Genomic DNA, 16,698 nt, shown 5'->3' on the forward strand with positions numbered 1-16,698 from the left:
TAATCCCCCTCGTATCTGCTTCTTGCCAAAATTTGCTGTCGGTAATAAGACGACGCACGTTTACGGAATGTTTCACACACTCTTTGGGCAGCAATCTACGGACAGGTGGGGGAGCGTGTGCTATAATAATAGGCGGTTTATGCTACCATTTACACCACTACGTCAAAAGGGGCGTCATAGATGGAAAACTTGAAGCAAAGCATTCTGGAACTCATCACGGATACTTCTACGAATCTACCACCAGACGTGCGTCGTGCCGTCAATGCAGCTAAAGTGAAAGAGGATCTTGGCACTCGTGCAGCGCTGTCTTTGTCTACGATTGCGCAAAACGTCGTCATGGCAGAAGAAAATGTTTCTCCGATCTGTCAAGATACGGGGATGCCTACATTCGAAGTGAAAACTCCGGTTGGAGTCAACCAACTGATCATTAAACAAGCGATCAAAGAAATGATTGCAGAAGCAACCAAAACAGGTAAGCTGCGTTCCAACTCCGTAGATTCCTTGACGGGTGCAAACACAGGGGACAACCTCGGACCAGGTACGCCTGTCATTCACTTCGAGCAATGGGAAGAGAATGAAATCGAGATCAAGCTGATTCTCAAAGGCGGCGGCTGTGAGAACAAGAACATCCAGTACTCCCTGCCCTGTGAGCTCGAAGGCCTGGGCAAAGTGGGCCGCAACCTGGATGGTATCCGCAAGTGCATTTTGCATGCCGTCTACCAAGCGCAAGGACAAGGCTGTAGTGCCGGCTTCATCGGCGTAGGAATCGGTGGGGATCGCACCTCCGGTTATGCACTGGCGAAGCATCAATTGTTCCGCAAAGTGGACGATGTGAATCCAATTGCTGAACTTGCTGCTTTGGAAGACTACATCATGGAAACAGCGAACCAACTCGGAATCGGAACCATGGGCTTTGGTGGTAACTCGACTTTGCTCGGCTGTAAAATCGGCGTGGAAAACCGCCTGCCAGCAAGCTTTTTCGTATCCGTTGCGTACAACTGCTGGGCATTCCGCCGTCAAGGTGTTCGACTGAATCCGGAGACTGGCGAAATTCTCCGTTATCTGTATAAAGATGAAGAAGTGGCGATGGACTTGTCCCCGGTAGCAGCTACGGACGATGCGGGCGAAAAACGCCGCGAGGTTGTTCTGGAAGCGCCAATCTCTGAAGAACAAATCCGCAGCCTGCGAGTGGGCGATGTGGTCATTATCAATGGTGAAATGCACACAGGACGCGACGCCCTGCATAGCTACCTGATGGATCATGACTGCCCAGTGGACCTGAACGGTGGCATCATCTACCATTGCGGTCCGGTCATGCTGAAGGACGAAGCAGGCGAGTGGCATGTAAAAGCGGCTGGCCCGACTACCTCCATTCGCGAGGAGCCTTACCAAGGCGAAATCATCAAGAAATTCGGAATCCGTGCCGTTATCGGAAAAGGCGGAATGGGTGCGAAAACCCTGAAAGCATTGAACGAGCATGGCGCTGTGTACTTAAATGCGATTGGTGGAGCGGCCCAGTATTATGCAGAATGCTTGGAAAAAGTAGAAGGTGTCGACTTCATGGAATTCGGTATTCCAGAAGCGATGTGGCACCTGCGCGTAAAAGGCTTCGCAGCAATCGTCACCATGGATGCTCATGGCAACAGCTTGCACGCGGATGTGGAAAAGTCTTCCGCAGAGAAATTGGCTCAGTTTGCAGCACCTGTATTTAAATAAGAAATGTAAAACACGAAAGCCTCTGGCGCACTTCACGTGCTCCCAGAGGCTTTTTTTTCAAACTAGGCGGAAGAGGAGAAGGAAATAGTCGGATAAATGATGAACTTTCGAGGAACTAACCACGATTGCGGACAGATGAATTTTCATTTTTGACAGGGGGGACAGGAATGAAATGGTTGATTGCTGATCGCGTCATTATCGGAGATGGAGAGCATGTAATCGAACAAGGCGCTGTCGGGATTGATGAGCGAGGAAAGATTGTAGCAGTAGGGACAGAAGCGGAGCTTACAGATTCCATTTCAGGAGGAGAAGTAAAGCGGTACAGCGGATGTTCCATTTTACCGGGTTTGATCGATTTACATGTTCACATCGGGTATTGGTGGAGCAAACCAGATTCCGCTGAGTATCGCAACAACGATGGACTCGTGGCTTTACTTGCGACAGCGAACTTGAAAGAAGCACTTTCTTTAGGGGTCACGACGATCCGCGATGTAGCAGCACCGGATGGATTGTGCAGTACACTGAAACTGGCAGCCAAGAATAAGTTCATTGTGTCCCCTCGTCTTTTTCAGGTTAACCAAGGGATTATTATGACCGGGGGGCACGGCTGGCAATTAGAGGGTGCCCTCAGAGAAGCAAACGGTCCGTGGGAAGTTCGGACAGCCGTGCGTGAACAAGTGCGAGCAGGTGCAGACTGGATCAAGCTCATGACGAGTCATCGTACACCAACGCCGGAGTTCACACAAGAGGAGTTGGATGCGGCGGTTGATGAATCTCATCGCTTGGGACGAAAGTGTTGTGTGCATGCCTCGCTCCAACCGGCGATCCAAATGGCGATTGATGCGGGATTTGATACGATCGAGCATGCAACGTTTATGACTGTCGAACAGGCGGAACAGATGAAAGAAAAAGGACTCGTATGGGTACCGACCATGGTCACCTTCTTCCAGATTGCTGATTATTACAAGCATATTTGGAATGAGCAGCAACAGGCAAATCAAGGCATATTGAGCGAAGGGCTTATTGAGCAGGGAGCTTTTTTCATCGAATCGGAAAAGGCGTACCGGGAGAACTTCGCACGATTGATAAATACAGGTGTAAAGATCGCTACGGGTACGGATATTGTATTGGAAGGCTATCCGATTACACCTGTGGCAGAAGAGATTAAACTGATGGTGGAGCTGGGGATGGAGCCAATTCGGGCGATCCAGGCTGCTACTCAAAACGCTGCCGAGGTGCTGGATCAAGGAAGTAAGATCGGTACGTTAGCGCCAGGTTATTTTGCAGATTTGCTTGTGGTAAAAGGTGATCCATTACAAGAGATAGAGGTATTGAAGCAAGTAGAAGAAGTGTTACTTGAGGGTGCGACAGCCTATTCAAAGTGTTAATGGGGCTAAGCCTTGCACTTCCGGGTTTGTAACGGCGTTTGTACTGGGTGTTTGACTATTTTAAGCCAAAATGGGTATTGGTTTATTGCGCGTGTACCAGGGCGGGCATAGGTTAATAACGAATGATCACAGAAAAAAGGAGTGAGATTCGTGAACTATGTAGTCCGTTCGGGAGATACGCTGAACAGCATTGCGGCTCGTTTTGGTGTATCCGTTCAGGAATTGATCCGCGTGAATAATATCGCCTATCCTTACTACATTTACGTGGGGCAAAATTTGTACATCCCAATTACTCCAACTCCGACACCAACTCCTGGTGGGGATGTCGAGCGTCGTTTGAATCGACTGGAGAACCGAGTAGATGCGCTGCGCGAAGACTATCGTAGGCTGGATAATCGAGTAGATCGATTGGAGAACCGTGTCACTCGTCTGGAGCGGGCCATTACACCAACACAACCTCCGCGCCCACGTCCGACCGGCACGCCTCGTCCACGCTAAGCAGCTGGATAGAGGAACGAATAATTTTCCGCATTTCGCAATTTCCCCTTCGCCTGATCCTGCATAAAGTAATACGAGAGGATTAAGAGGAGGTGCGGCCATGCTAGGGTTAAATGGAAAAAACGTCCGACACCATTTCATGGGCGTCTATGGAAAAGTAGTGCAGATTCGAGAGCTGGTGGATGTGATCGACCAAGTTTTTGACTCTGTAAACAAAGTGGGCAATATAGGTAAGGCGATGCTTGGACCTCGTAAGGCAAGTGCCAAAAAGCTCGACAAGCTGAGATGAATGGCAAAACAAAAAAACCGCGTCCATCATGGAGGCGGTTTTTATTTATGATATCATTCGTGATTCCTAGGGGCAGACTCTATCATCAGAATAACTCAACTGAAAGAAAAAGTCTACTCTTTTTTTGAAAAATCCCTTATATTTTTGGAGCTGTTATCAACTGACTTCAAAAAGGGGAGTGCGATGGAGATGGAAAAGGAAAAGCGTCGCGTAGACTTAGTCACGGGTGGAGTGCTGATGGGGTTAGTCTTGTCATCGTTGGATCAGACGATTGTCTCAACAGCCATGCCGACAATTACGAAAGAGCTGGGAGGTCTGTCTCTTTATAGCTGGGTGTTCGCCATTTATATGCTCACATCGACCACGAGCATGCCCATCTATGGGAAAATGGCAGACTTGTTTGGGCCGAGAAAAATGTATTTGATCGGGTTGTTTCTGTTTCTCTCAGGATCTCTTCTGTGCGGCATGGCGAATTCCATGACGGGTCTTATTGCAGCGAGAGGAATCCAAGGCTTGGGCGCCGGGGCATTAATGCCGGTTGCGTTCATTATTGTGGGTGAGCTGTATCCACCCGAAAAGAGGGGCAAATTTCAAGGTCTTTTCGGAGCTGTCTTTGCGATAACGAGTATACTCGGTCCCACCATTGGAGGAATTATCGTGGAGCATCTGTCATGGGGATGGATCTTCTTTATCAACCTTCCCATCGGTATCGCTTCCATTTTTATCATTGCCCTAGCCTTTCGAGATCAGCGGCAATATGATAAGAAGCCTGTCATCGACTGGTATGGGGCGGCTAGCTTAAGTGCAGCCATCATTCTCATCTTGTTGTCCCTTGTCATGGAGAGCAGGGAATACAAGATCGGGTTAGGGGGTGCGGGCATCTTATTTCTCGGTCTGTTCATCTGGATTGAAACCAAAGCAAAGGAGCCCCTGCTTCCGTTGTCCCTATTCCGCATTCCGGCCATTGGATATGGCAACCTCGCAGGATTCTTTGTGAGTGCCGCTTTGTTTGGGGCAATCGCATACATCCCTTTGTTCGTCCAAGAGGTACGCGGTGCGAGTCCGTCAGAGGCTGGTTTCCTTTTAGTGCCACTCATGCTGTCCGCAGCGATTTCTTCGACGCTTGGGGGAAGATGGATGGCAAAAGCTTCATTTCGGGCGATTCTGATTCCCAGCTTGCTCATCATGGCGACAGGCTTTTTCCTTCTGAGCACGATGGATGTAGGGACAACCAACACACAGCTCGTCAGCTACCTGATTGTCACAGGTCTAGGCATGGGGGCGATCTATCCGGCACTCGGTACAGCAGCACATAGCGCTGTAAAACCGCAAGATCGAGGTGTTGCCATGTCGACATCGCAATTATTTCGTTCCATCGGGGGGACGATTGGAGTTAGCGTGTTGGGGAGCATCGTAGAATGGCGGATGCGGGAAGGTCTGGTGTTTAACGAAGCTTTGCACGACGTCTTTATCACTGGCTTGTTTCTGATTGGAATCAGTTTGATAGCCAGTATCCGACTTGGTAATACTCGCTTGCTCGACAAAGAACCCCGCCATTCGCATTCATCAAATAGCGGGGTTCCCAAACAATAGGATTACGGTTTTTTATTCATACCTTCCATTGCCATCCGAACCATCTCTCTGACCATACTGCCGCCCAAGCGTCCTCCGATTCGACCAGCATCGTGAGAGGTTAACTGTCCATTGTAGCCGGGATGCAATGGAACATGAATTTCTTCTGCGACCTCGAATTTGGCCTGCGCGGGATCAGCAACATCTGCAACCTGCGCTTTTAGGGCGTCCAGCCCTTTTCTCGCCTCGGGTACGAGAGGGCGTTTGCGTCTGCTCATGATAGATCACCTCACGCCCTAGTGTGCCCCATTAAACGAGTGCTTTGCGCAGAGTAAAATCAGTCTCCTGATAGTAAGTATTAGCAACGAGCAGGTTCGGTCCTGCACATCCAGCAGCAGGGCAGAAGCAATTGATCTTCTGATTCAGCGTGTGTTCTTGCCATTTTTCAAACATCGACTGGAGCTGATGGGTTTGAATATTGCCCAATGGCTCTACATCCCCGAAATCGGTCACGATGACATCGCCGGTGAAAATGTTGATGTTTAGACGATTGCGACCATCTGGATCATTGCGAGTCGTCACATTTTTCGCAGAGCGCAGTCTGCTGATCAATTCTCTGTCTGCTGCTTCAGGACTACAAGCGAAAAACGGAAGTGTCCCGAAAAGCATCCACAAATCTTCATTGCGCACATCGAGCATCCGGTGAATGGCTTGACGGAGCTCATCGAGTGAAAGGACATCCAGATCACGGGCAAAATCACTCGCGTACATCGGGTGTACCTCATGTCGTTTGCTGCCCATCTCCTGAATTTGACGATGGAGGGTATCGAGCTTTGTCCATGTGCGATGATTCAGCATCGTTTCAGCTGAGACAAAAACACCTGCTTCCGAGAGTTTGCGGGCATTTTCCATCATCTCATGAAATTGTGCTTCCGCTCTTTTGATTGAAACCGGCTGCCGTGCTTTTGCGTAAACAATATCATGGAATTCTTCGGGAGTAGACCAATTCCACGAAATATGCATGACATCGATGTAAGGCAGGATCAATTCATAGCGAGAATAAGGCATAGACATGTTGGAGTTGATTTGCGTCCGCAGCCCGCGATCTGCTGCATATTGTAGAATAGGCGCGATCACAGTTTTCACGGTGCGCTCGCTGTACATCGGTTCTCCGCCTGTTATACTGATAGTAAGCAGATCTTTTGCTTCATCGAGACGACGGAGTATGAGATCAACTGGGAGAGCGGGATCGTCTTTGTATCGCAATGTATCACCAACCGCGCAATGCTCACAGCGGAGATTGCACAGATTCGTTACAGTAAACTCGACGCTGGTAAGTTTATAGACGGGGGGTGTCGCATTGAACAACGGCTCCCATGGATCGTGTAAAGGTGTTAATGGTGTATTTGGAACCATGCGGATCAATTGTGAAACCTCCTTCATTCTGCGTACAACTCAACCTATTATAACGACATTAGGGCGGAAGGAGAATAGCTAACGACATGATTATGGGGATGTCTTTTGGACGCGGTGTGCTTTTTCATGATCGAAATGTGCTGGCTTGCGCGGAAGTAAAAGACGGCGTGATTCACATGTGGGCGGAAAAAATCACATTGAAAACGATAGGGAAGCTCTGGTATCGAATCTTCTTCTCCTTTCCTTGGTACTATCAATTGTTTCACTTCCTTCTTGCTGGTTATGTACTGGCGGCGATCATAAAGCCTGACTGGGCCATCATCGATCCAATGTGGGTAGCTGTATACATCGCAGGGTTTCACTTCGTTTTTCCGAAAAAGATGAAAAAATTTCACGGTGCAGAACATAAAGTGTTTAGCTATGGAGGGAAGAAATCGCTAGCAGCACTGAAAGAGATTCAACGGGCAAATATCGTGAATGACGGTTGCTCGACGAATCTGGTCGTGTGGTTTTTTACGGGGTTCTTTTTGTCTGTATTCTTCTTACCCTTGGAATGGAGCGTCGCATGCGGGGGAGCAGGACTGCTTGTTGGTATGCTCGGGGATCGCTACGTGCGTAAATATTTCGGTTTTCTTTACAAGCTGTCGGCTTTCTTTCAAAAATACAGCACGACCAAAGAACCGGATCGGATTCATTTAGAGACAGCGATTCGCTCGTATATGCTATTTGAGCACATTCGCGAAGTGGATCGATTGCAGAATGCTTCGTAAGGAAAAAGCGGTGTTTCCACTATGGATACGCCGCTTTTTTTGTTCCATCACAGGGTCCTAATTCTTCCTTTTTTTCTATTCCCGTTCGAGCGGGCTTTCTTCCAGTTGGCGATACGTCTTTCCTTTATCCACATACGATTGGCGAATGCGTACGAATTCTTTCAGGTCTGCCTCGTTGAGTTCACGTTTTACTTTTGCTGGGTTGCCAACAACAAGCGAGCGAGGTGGCACCTTCATGCCTGGAGGAACGAGTGCACCCGCAGCAACCATCGCTTCTTCTCCGATTTCCGCACCATCCAGCACAATCGCGCCCATTCCAATCAATGCGCCCCGACGTACCACGCAGCTATGTAAAACAGCGTTATGTCCTACAGTCACCTCGTCTTCAAGGATCAACGGGTTGTTCGGGCTTTGATGCAGGGTGCTGTTGTCTTGGACACTGACGCGTTTTCCAATGACGGTCGGAGCGATGTCCCCGCGGATGACGGTGTTGTACCAAATAGAAGAATCCTCGCCAATTTCGACATCGCCAGAAACGACGGAGCCTTTTGCAAGAAAAACCGTAGGGTGAATCTTCGGTTTGATGTTTTCAAATGATAAGAGCAGCATAGTTACCTCCTAATCAATGAGTAAGCGAGCAATCTGTTTGCATGGGGCGCGGATGGAAAATGGAGAAGCGGCCAGTTGCAGGATCGCAGTCGATGACCGTCCCGGAGAGCTTGTCAATCTCATGTGTTTGATAAAAGAAACGAATCCCACTTATTTCTTGGTCGAGATCATGTTTGTCCGCTTCCGTAATGGCGATGCTATATGTATAGCTGCCACAACCCGTCGTAGTCGGGACGAGTCTGATTCCGAGCTGTTCAGCATCCGATTCCTCCGCGATCATTTGTGCAAGACGTACTGCCGCAGTTGGAGTAATGGTTATCATCGTCCTACCTCCTTGTACCATTTCTATTGTACTACAAATGACCCTTCCAAATCCTGCTTGTTGACCATGTAGGAGGCATGTGATAGAGTAAATGTTACTGATTCTGATGTGCAGGAAATGTGGGTAGTCGCTGCCGCAATCGTTTCGATGATTGGCGGTAGAGGAAAGTCCAGGCTCGCCCAGGCTGAGATGCCTGGAGTGTTCGTACCTGGTGCAAGCCAGGGCAGTGAGGTGCTGAGCCTTGCTGACGGCGTGGAAAGGGCTCTCTCTGAGGCCCGAGTACGCTGAAAGTGCCACAGAAACGTAGCTTTTCTGGCGACAGAAAAGATGGAACGCGGTAAACCCTGCGAGCGAGAAACCCAAATTAGGTAGGGGAACCGTCCTGAAGGAATCAAACGGAAAGGACGGATGGTATCTTCGGATGCCATAGATAGATGGCTACCGCTCTTGGTGCGAGGGATTGCCCCGCTTGAAGCACGGGAGAGACAGAACCTGGCTTATAGCATTTCCTGCTGGAATGAAACGTAAAACCACCTGATCTCAGGTGGTTTTTTTACGTTCTGCGAAATATCGTGAACCCGCTACCTATCAATGTTTGAGGAACAGTGGAATGATTTACCGTAAACAAGCTCTGAAACTTTTTCGGAAATCGTGTCGTCTAAAAAGAGCGTTCAGCCGAAGAAAACAGTTCTACTGTGGACTATTCCATCATTTCTTCAAATGGGAGTGTCTGCTGGAGAGAATGAACTGATATCACTGTTATATTGATGGAGGGGTTTATTTTGCAAAAAGAAAAGAATCGAGCAAGCAAGGATCTCAAAAAATTATTGGCGACAGCGGTTCTGGCAGGCTCGCTTGCATTGCCGGGTACCGGATGGGCTGCTACGGCACTGCCATTCTCCGACATCGGGGGAAATGTGAACAAAGACGCGATTCTGAAATTGAATTATGCGGGTGTTCTGAAAGGTTATACCGATGGCACATTCAAACCGTATAAAGAAGTGACGAGAGCAGAGTTCGCCAAAGTTGCGGTCCTGGCACTCGGATACACAGATGCGCAAGCAAAGCTTCTGCAAGGAAAGACTGTATTTAAAGATCTGCCAGCAGATCATTGGGCAACAGGATACATTAATCTTGCGGTATCCCAAGGCATCATCAAGGGATATCCAGATGGAACCTTCAAACCGAACAACAATGTAAAAATTGCGGAAGCGTTGACTGTTTACGTTCAAGGCTTGAAGATTGACGTTCGTCCATCAGCCTCTAGCGAGTGGTACATCCCGTACTTGCTGGAAGCGGACAGAGCAGGTATTTACGATGCAAAGGAAACGCCGACAGCAGCAGCTCCGCGTGATATCGTCGCGAAGTACACGGATCGTTTTATGGAGACGCCTGTATACGCAAACGGCGCATACTACGACAAAGATGGCAATGCAAAAGGAACCAATCAGAAGCTGCAAGTAGTGAAGGGCGCAGTCGCTTCTTATGACAAGTCTGGCAAAAAGCTGAAACTAGTCGGACAAAACAAAGAAATCGAATTGGCTGATTCCGCGCAAGTATACGGCAATCTGGTCGTAGGCGCGCAAGTGGAATACATCACGAAAAACGGGCGAGTGGCTTTCCTCACTGTTGTTACTTCTGACTCCGAAATCGTGGAAGGAATCGTGAAGACTGGCCTTAATTTTACAACGGCTGTAGGCGATGAGAAGAAATTCAAGGCAATCGTCAATGGTAGAGAAGTCGTATTGGAAGTAGAAGATGGCGTGAATGTAAGCCGTTCTCACATCGGTCAAAAGTTTGTGGCAGTCGTTGGAGACAATGGCAAGATCAAGTCCATCACGATCAGCGATAACACGACAAAAGGAATTGTGGAAAAAGTATCTTCCGTGAGCGGTTCCAACTCGAAGAAAGAGCTGAGAGTAGACGGCACGACCTACACGCTGGATTCCAAAGCAACGATCAAAGGTAAGGCACATCCAGAGGCAAAAGCAACAAGTGCTTCGTTCTCTGACATCGAAAAAGATGACTTGGTTGAGCTGACACTCAATGTGGACGGCAAGGTATCTGAGCTTGTTTACACGAAGCTGAGCTACACAGATACGATCACCGTTGATACAGACAAAAATCTGATTCGCGTTGGCGGCGTCAATTACGAGGTGCATGAAGATACAGAGTTGTTCGTAGACGAAGACGAAGTAGATGAGCTGGATGAGTTGACGAGTGGTCAAATTGCAGTGCTTTCGTTTGACAAAAATGGAAATCTGGTAAAAGTAGAGCAGGGCGTAGGGGCAGCTACGAACAAGCTGGTCTCAGACACAACTGCGTATGCACCTGGTAAACTGGCAACAGTGAAAATCGACGGGAAAATCTATGACATCTTGACCAATGCGAAGCTGACTGTCGATGGCAGCTCCGTATCTCCAACAACGATTAAAACCGATCAGTTCAATGACCACCGTATTCTTACGTGGAAATACAACGTCGGCACGAATGACATTGTGGAGCTGGCTTTGGAAAAGCAAACCGTAAAAGGATACGTGACGAAAAAATCCGGTTCCAAAATTACCGTGAACGGGAAAGTGTATGAGCTCTTGTCCGGTGTAACGATTGACAGCGATGCAGCATCCAACGACAAAGAGTACACGCTGACACTCAACAACGCTGGCAAAGTAAAAGCAGTTACAGGTGCGCCTAGAAAAGTAAGCGGCGTGGTTGACTCTGTTGAAGTCCGTAACGATGACGGCAAGGTGACCTCCGCAAAGGTAGAGGTTAATGGTAAGACGTACGATGTAACGGATGAGGATGCGATTGAAGACGTCGATCAATTTGAGTACGTAACATTGACCCTTGATCGTGATGGCGATGTCATTGCTGCTTCCGTCAGTGGAAAGCTGGCGAAGGAAAACGTGCGTTTCGTCGGAATTGAATCCCGTGTGAACAAAGACAAATACGTATTCTTCGATGACGTATCGACGAGCTTGAAGATGACAGAAGATGCAAAGATCAAATACTACAACGGTAATGACTTGAAAGAAAGCGATCTTTCCTCCAAGGACAAAGTGGATTTGTGGACAAATGATCAAGGTCATGTCTATGCCATTGTCGTAGCAAAACGATAAGAAAATAGAAAAAGGCGATCTCTTGCTCGATTCGAGAAGGGGTCGCCTTTTCATTTGCTGGCATCGTCTTTCAAACGTATTTCATTGAAAATGGTTTTCAATTAAAAGAAGGTGTGATATATTCATATTGTTTCGTGCAAAACAAAAAAGAGGAGTGGTTTCCATGCATGTCGATTACGAAGTGATTATTGTTGGTGGCGGACCAGTTGGCATGATGGTGGCTGGAGAGCTGGCGTTGGCTAAAGTGAAGGTTTGCGTACTTGAGCGTTTAAAGGAAACGACCCCGTACTCACGGGCGCTCACTGTCCATCCGCGCACACTGGAAATCCTGGATATACGCGGGTTGAAAGCGAAATTACTTGATAGAGGAAAGCCGATTTCGACGGGGCATTTTGCTGCGCTTGATACACGCTTGGATTTTTCGGTCTTGGACTCTTCTTCCAACTACACCCTGATTATTCCTCAACATGACACGGAGAAGGTGCTTGAGGAGTGGGCGAAAAGTCTAGGGGTGGAAATACGCAGAGAAGTGGAGGTAATGGCCGTACACCAAGATCAGCACATGGTTGAGGTTGAGACTTCCGGGCCGAATGGAAAAGCTGTGCTGACGGCACTTTTTGTGGTCGGCGCAGATGGCGCTGCCAGCATTGTCCGCAAGCAGGCAGGCATTCCGTTTGTCGGTAAGAATGCGACTTTTACGGCTATGCAAGGGGATGTTGTTTTAAAAAATCCGCCGGAATCAGGAGCTCCTTCCTACTTTAATGAACGAGGATTAGTCATGATTGTACCCTTGCCAAAAGGGATGCATCGGGTGGTGCTGATCGATTCGGAGCGAATGGCTGTGCCAAAGGAAGAACCAGTTACACTGCACGAACTGCGAGCAAGTTTGTTGCGTATTCTTGGAGACGATTTCGGGATTTCCGATCCGTTTTGGATGACTCGTTTTGGCAATGCGACCTTGCAAGCTCAGCGTTATCGAGAAGGACGGATTTTCCTGGCGGGAGATGCAGCGCATATTCATTTTCCAGCCGGAGGACAGGGGATGAACGTTGGCTTGCAAGAGGCAATCAACCTGGGGTGGAAACTGGCAGGCCATTTAAAAGGCTGGGCACCGGATTGGCTGTTGGACAGCTATCATACGGAGCGTTTCCCCATCAATACCGCATTGCTAACGAATACACTGGTGCAATCACTGCTGTTCGGTAGTTCGGAATTCTCCCCATCTGTTATCGCTTTGAGGAATATGGTGTCCGACCTGCTGCAAATACCCGAGGCAAATTATCGGCTGGCTACCCAAATTTCTGCGTTCAATGTCCAGTATGAATCGGTTGGGGAGATGCCGCCGCATGTATTGAATGGTCGACGTTTTACAGAGTTGAATCTGCGTCTGGAGAACGGTGAGTGCCAGAATGCATACGAGCTTTTTCATTCTGGTTCCTTCCTCTTGCTGCATTTCGGCTCGGATGAACGATTGGACGATGCACTCGATTGGTCGAAATACAAGCATGTCCATGCAGTTCACGCTTCGCTTGCTAATGGAGCTGCTGACTGGCATGACGTGCATACAGCGTTGATTCGACCGGATGGATATGTCGCATGGGCGGTTCCCCAAGAGGAGTCTAATCCGATAGAAGCTATTCGGAAAGGAATCACCCACTGGTGCGGACATGATTGATTATAAGTACGATTGTTTCGCACAAAACAAAATGAAATTGTTTTTCTCGAAACAATCAGTATATAATGGAGAGGAGATTAGATAGTAATGTAGGAGACATGATATGCAAAGCACAGAACTTTCCAAGCAGCGGATCATACAGCTTTACATACAGCTAGTCACGCAGCAAGAGCTGCGAGAAAGCAAATTGACTGCCCGAATGGCAGAAGAGATGCAGAAGCTGGAAGCCGAGATGGGGATGAAGCTAAACCTTACCCTATCGGAAATTCATTTCATTGCCTGTATCGGGGATCATGGTCCCATAAATGTCACGACGATTTCGGAAAAAGTCAATTTAACGAAAGGGTCCATAACACGGATCAGCAAAAAGCTATGGAAGCTTGATTTAATTAAAAGGCAACAGCTGGTTGATAATAAGAAGGAAGTGTACTATCGGCTAACCGCAAAGGGACAAAAGCTGTATAAGATTCATCACCAGTTGCATCGGGACATTGAGCAGCGATTTAAGAGCTTTCTGGATAAATACACACCGGAGCAATTAGCATTTTCCCGGGAATTGCTGGAGGATTTGCTGGATTGGGATTTCTAAGTACGGAAACAAAGGGGCGCCATCACACTGATGGTGTCCTATGTCTGTGAACAGTACTCTCGATAAGTAAAAAGCCGGATTACCCCACGGTAATCCGGCTTTTTTGCTTATTTAATCTTAGGGTTGAATTTTGCATTTCTCATAGGAAACCGCTCTTAGTTAGGTATACGTCTGTCTTTCCACTCGTCAACTTCTCTTGGATCGATGCCGAGAACTTCGCAAATATGTATCGCAATCAAGGGCGTTCCACCCCTTGGCCAGGTTAAAGGAACGCCCGCAGGAGGAGCAGATACAGCTCCTATAAGTAAATGTACCACGCTAGCGTTAGATCAGGAAGGAGGAACTTATCACGATGTAGATCATTTGAAAAACATTGTGGAACAATTACGCGAGCAACTGGTGCAATTGTTTTTGGAGAAGAATGATTTGTTGGATGATGCAGTCGTGGAATTAAGTCAGCAATTGGATCAGTACATCCTGGTAATTCAATCAAAAATGATGCAAAAATAAGAAAAAAGTAGATAAGGTTTTATTTGAATTAAGGTTATAGCAACTCAATTTGGAAATATATGTTATAATTCCCTTGAATTTAAAATTTCTAAAAATATACAGGAGGGTAAAATGAATATTAAGAAAATTTCTTTCGCAACTCTCTTACTTAGCAGTTTAGTTGTATCTGGAGCTGGCTCTGCTTTCGCAGTATCTCAAGGTGAGACTATTAAAATAGGTAACCTAAAAATCGTTGAACGTGTATATGAGAACCCAGTAGAGTATGATTTTACAGATGACCTTACAAAGAGTGATTCATCTAAGATTGGTCCCTTTGGCAATGATATGACTGGCAAAGTATATGAAATGTCTAAGAAGGACCTATACAAAGCAAAATCTTATGAAGCTGATATTGAGAACGATAGTAGCGAAAACGATACCTTTTCAAGGAAGGTTACAAGAAAAACATTTCTAACCGGAAAAATAGGCGTGGAAGCCGAGACGAAAGTCAACTGGAGGATCATAGAGGGAAAAGTGGGGATTAATGCAGAAGTCTCCTTTGGAGATGAAGACATTGTAGAAACAACCCACAGTTGGGTCATACCAAAGCGTACGATTACAACCGTTGAATACGGATCAAAAGCCGTAAAAACAACTGGAAGCTTAAACGAATATTTTCAAGGCAGAGTAGTAGATTCTAACTACGTTAACGTCAAATACTCGTACAAAGAGTATTCTAGTAAAAAATCAAAAGATCTATGATCCGACCTCTCCATATACTTCTCCTTCTGTTCATAGTTCTTCTTAGTGGCTGTAGCGAGGCAGTAACAGTCCCTAAAGAGAAGTCATATGTAACTGTCTACGATTATTTCGAAGAAATTACAGGGGAGAATCTAAAAACATCCGTGCTTCAAATAACAAAAAACGGTAATTCGGCAGAACTCACGTTACGAATCTTAATTTCGGACGATTTAAGAGAAAAAATGATGCATACTGAAAAACCCATTTACTTTACGTTTGCAGATATGCCAGGCAACGAGACCATTAAAAATTTGCTTGCTGAGACTCCTTCACACGTTCAAATTGAGTTCAACAGTAAAGAGAATCGGTATACGATTTCGCAACAGCTAAAGCTAAAAGAAAATTTATCGGAAGATGATGAAAAGGCGCTATTGTCTCCTGCTAATTACCGATTTCAGGTCAGCAACGAAGAAAAGCTCTCCGTAGCTAGTTTTATGGGTTTAGAATATTCGCTACTTCCTGAAGATAATCAGAAGTAGCAAATCGCTTGTTACGAATTGTACCTCTTGTGGCAAACGTGGCCACAGCCTACATGGTATCTTTTGGGGGTACCGCCAACAAAATGTGACCTGGATGTAATAAAAAACTCGTATTCCTGTACGCTAAGGAACACGAGTTTTTCATATTGCCGGTACCCTTTATTTTTCGAGTCTAATACATTATTTTCAGTGAACACCTAGGCTTACTAGCAACTTCTTGTTGTATCCCTCAGCGTGTTATAACGTAAAGAGTGCGCCTACAAAGAGGTTTAAATGATTCTCATTTTAAAGATTCTGACCACTTTAAGCCTAAATGAATTGCTGATGTGGAATAGTTTACCTAATCATGTGATCATAAAGACATGTCAATTAAGTTGAAACGGAGTTTACAGTTTAGCGTGGTTATTTATTTGCTTGGGCGCTTGGACTATAGTGCTACAAAGTATGACAGAATCTAAAGTGGCATCAAAGTCATTGGAAAAAATAGTCATCATCAACAGAAAACGATTGTCGTTAATAACCATATTACTACTAATGGAGGGGTGACAAATGATTTGTTTCGGAAATAACAAATTCAAAACTCCTTTTACTGTCATTAGGATCTATTAACTTAGCGCCACTCTACGCCTTAACCGGCGTAGGGTGGTTCTTTTTGAGCAAAATGAACACTACCCAGTGCCGAATAAATTGGGCGGAACGTACTGAATGAACTTAACCCTAATTATCCCCGTATGATGTTCCTTTAATATGCCTGTACGCACAAAAATGTTTGAATTTAACCCATTAGCGTTACATATTACAGCTTCGAACAAAGGGAGCTTTGACAATGGCAAAGATTCGGCTGAATATCATTTCAAAAAAACGGCCCATCATCGCTACAAAAAGAATGGGAAATGTATTGATATTGCCAATGACGGTACAATTGTTTTATTCGATCTGGTGAAAAGAATGGACGCGAATTCAAAG

16 protein-coding genes and 1 other RNA gene are annotated in these 16,698 nt (G+C 46.6%); 13 read left to right on the forward strand and 4 right to left on the reverse strand.

Going from position 1 to position 16,698, the window contains the following annotated elements:
• Positions 1 to 180 precede the first annotated feature (180 nt).
• The 5 genes from HP567_RS14450 to HP567_RS14470 all read left to right on the forward strand — a co-directional run bounded on the left by HP567_RS14450 (position 181) and on the right by HP567_RS14470 (position 5,484).
• The gene (locus HP567_RS14450) at positions 181 to 1,716 is read left to right on the forward strand and encodes a fumarate hydratase (protein WP_173609751.1); all 1,536 of its coding nucleotides are present in this window, start codon (positions 181 to 183) and stop codon (positions 1,714 to 1,716) included.
• A gap of 167 nt (positions 1,717 to 1,883) precedes the next feature.
• Positions 1,884 to 3,104, forward strand: coding sequence for a metal-dependent hydrolase family protein (locus HP567_RS14455; protein ID WP_173609750.1), 1,221 nt, complete (start codon positions 1,884 to 1,886; stop codon positions 3,102 to 3,104).
• A 150-nt stretch (positions 3,105 to 3,254) separates the two neighbouring features.
• A complete protein-coding gene (locus HP567_RS14460; RefSeq protein ID WP_173609749.1) occupies positions 3,255 to 3,602 on the forward strand; it encodes a LysM peptidoglycan-binding domain-containing protein in 348 nt (115 codons plus the stop codon).
• 100 nt (positions 3,603 to 3,702) lie between these two features.
• Positions 3,703 to 3,891, forward strand: a complete 189-nt coding sequence (locus HP567_RS14465) for a hypothetical protein (RefSeq protein ID WP_017247839.1) — start codon at positions 3,703 to 3,705, stop codon at positions 3,889 to 3,891.
• 183 nt (positions 3,892 to 4,074) lie between these two features.
• Positions 4,075 to 5,484 (forward strand): MDR family MFS transporter, encoded by a 1,410-nt coding sequence (locus HP567_RS14470; protein WP_173609748.1) that lies wholly within the window; start codon positions 4,075 to 4,077, stop codon positions 5,482 to 5,484.
• Positions 5,485 to 5,486: 2 nt separating this feature from the next.
• Here HP567_RS14470 and HP567_RS14475 read toward each other — a convergent pair whose 3' ends face one another.
• Together HP567_RS14475 and yfkAB are read right to left on the reverse strand one after the other, a co-directional pair.
• Positions 5,487 to 5,741 (reverse strand): alpha/beta-type small acid-soluble spore protein, encoded by a 255-nt coding sequence (locus HP567_RS14475; RefSeq protein WP_173609747.1) that lies wholly within the window; start codon positions 5,739 to 5,741, stop codon positions 5,487 to 5,489.
• Between the two features lie 31 nt (positions 5,742 to 5,772).
• On the reverse strand, positions 5,773 to 6,888 hold the full coding sequence (gene yfkAB, locus HP567_RS14480) for a radical SAM/CxCxxxxC motif protein YfkAB (protein ID WP_173609746.1): 1,116 nt from the start codon (positions 6,886 to 6,888) through the stop codon (positions 5,773 to 5,775).
• Between the two features lie 77 nt (positions 6,889 to 6,965).
• Between yfkAB and HP567_RS14485 the strand changes: the two genes are divergently transcribed.
• A complete protein-coding gene (locus tag HP567_RS14485; RefSeq protein ID WP_173609745.1) occupies positions 6,966 to 7,649 on the forward strand; it encodes a DUF1385 domain-containing protein in 684 nt (227 codons plus the stop codon).
• A gap of 75 nt (positions 7,650 to 7,724) precedes the next feature.
• Here HP567_RS14485 and HP567_RS14490 read toward each other — a convergent pair whose 3' ends face one another.
• Positions 7,725 to 8,258: a gamma carbonic anhydrase gene (locus HP567_RS14490; RefSeq protein WP_173609744.1), complete on the reverse strand. Its 534-nt coding sequence runs from the start codon at positions 8,256 to 8,258 to the stop codon at positions 7,725 to 7,727.
• Positions 8,259 to 8,271: 13 nt separating this feature from the next.
• A complete protein-coding gene (locus HP567_RS14495) occupies positions 8,272 to 8,580 on the reverse strand; it encodes an iron-sulfur cluster biosynthesis family protein (RefSeq protein WP_106782299.1) in 309 nt (102 codons plus the stop codon).
• Between the two features lie 115 nt (positions 8,581 to 8,695).
• Here HP567_RS14495 and rnpB point away from each other — a divergent pair.
• From rnpB to HP567_RS14530, 7 genes are all read left to right on the forward strand, one after another.
• Positions 8,696 to 9,085: RNase P RNA component class B (gene rnpB / locus HP567_RS14500), an RNA gene on the forward strand.
• Between the two features lie 277 nt (positions 9,086 to 9,362).
• Positions 9,363 to 11,699 (forward strand): S-layer homology domain-containing protein, encoded by a 2,337-nt coding sequence (locus HP567_RS14505; RefSeq protein WP_173609743.1) that lies wholly within the window; start codon positions 9,363 to 9,365, stop codon positions 11,697 to 11,699.
• A gap of 163 nt (positions 11,700 to 11,862) precedes the next feature.
• Positions 11,863 to 13,374 carry a monooxygenase gene (locus HP567_RS14510; RefSeq protein WP_173609742.1) on the forward strand — a complete coding sequence of 504 codons (1,512 nt, stop codon included), beginning with the start codon at positions 11,863 to 11,865 and terminating at the stop codon, positions 13,372 to 13,374.
• A 103-nt stretch (positions 13,375 to 13,477) separates the two neighbouring features.
• On the forward strand, positions 13,478 to 13,963 hold the full coding sequence (locus HP567_RS14515; protein WP_173609741.1) for a MarR family transcriptional regulator: 486 nt from the start codon (positions 13,478 to 13,480) through the stop codon (positions 13,961 to 13,963).
• A 363-nt stretch (positions 13,964 to 14,326) separates the two neighbouring features.
• On the forward strand, positions 14,327 to 14,473 hold the full coding sequence (locus HP567_RS14520) for an aspartyl-phosphate phosphatase Spo0E family protein (RefSeq protein ID WP_229088030.1): 147 nt from the start codon (positions 14,327 to 14,329) through the stop codon (positions 14,471 to 14,473).
• A 111-nt stretch (positions 14,474 to 14,584) separates the two neighbouring features.
• Positions 14,585 to 15,214: a hypothetical protein gene (locus HP567_RS14525; protein ID WP_173609739.1), complete on the forward strand. Its 630-nt coding sequence runs from the start codon at positions 14,585 to 14,587 to the stop codon at positions 15,212 to 15,214.
• 143 nt (positions 15,215 to 15,357) lie between these two features.
• Positions 15,358 to 15,732 (forward strand): hypothetical protein, encoded by a 375-nt coding sequence (locus tag HP567_RS14530; RefSeq protein WP_229088032.1) that lies wholly within the window; start codon positions 15,358 to 15,360, stop codon positions 15,730 to 15,732.
• The last annotated feature ends 966 nt before the right edge of the window (positions 15,733 to 16,698 follow it).

The sequence above is a fragment of the Brevibacillus sp. M2.1A genome (genome assembly GCF_013284355.2).
GTDB lineage: Bacteria > Bacillota > Bacilli > Brevibacillales > Brevibacillaceae > Brevibacillus.

Excerpts from the sequence above, each read along its gene's own strand:
- HP567_RS14450 (WP_173609751.1), top strand. The coding sequence starts at position 181 with ATGGAAAACTTGAAGCAAAGCATTCTGGAACTCATCACGGATACTTCT.
- HP567_RS14455 (WP_173609750.1), top strand. The coding sequence starts at position 1,884 with ATGAAATGGTTGATTGCTGATCGCGTCATTATCGGAGATGGAGAGCAT.
- HP567_RS14465 (WP_017247839.1), top strand. The coding sequence starts at position 3,703 with ATGCTAGGGTTAAATGGAAAAAACGTCCGACACCATTTCATGGGCGTC.
- HP567_RS14470 (WP_173609748.1), top strand. The coding sequence starts at position 4,075 with ATGGAGATGGAAAAGGAAAAGCGTCGCGTAGACTTAGTCACGGGTGGA.
- HP567_RS14475 (WP_173609747.1), bottom strand. The coding sequence starts at position 5,741 with ATGAGCAGACGCAAACGCCCTCTCGTACCCGAGGCGAGAAAAGGGCTG.
- HP567_RS14485 (WP_173609745.1), top strand. The coding sequence starts at position 6,966 with ATGATTATGGGGATGTCTTTTGGACGCGGTGTGCTTTTTCATGATCGA.
- HP567_RS14490 (WP_173609744.1), bottom strand. The coding sequence starts at position 8,258 with ATGCTGCTCTTATCATTTGAAAACATCAAACCGAAGATTCACCCTACG.
- HP567_RS14495 (WP_106782299.1), bottom strand. The coding sequence starts at position 8,580 with ATGATAACCATTACTCCAACTGCGGCAGTACGTCTTGCACAAATGATC.
- HP567_RS14510 (WP_173609742.1), top strand. The coding sequence starts at position 11,863 with ATGCATGTCGATTACGAAGTGATTATTGTTGGTGGCGGACCAGTTGGC.
- HP567_RS14515 (WP_173609741.1), top strand. The coding sequence starts at position 13,478 with ATGCAAAGCACAGAACTTTCCAAGCAGCGGATCATACAGCTTTACATA.
- HP567_RS14525 (WP_173609739.1), top strand. The coding sequence starts at position 14,585 with ATGAATATTAAGAAAATTTCTTTCGCAACTCTCTTACTTAGCAGTTTA.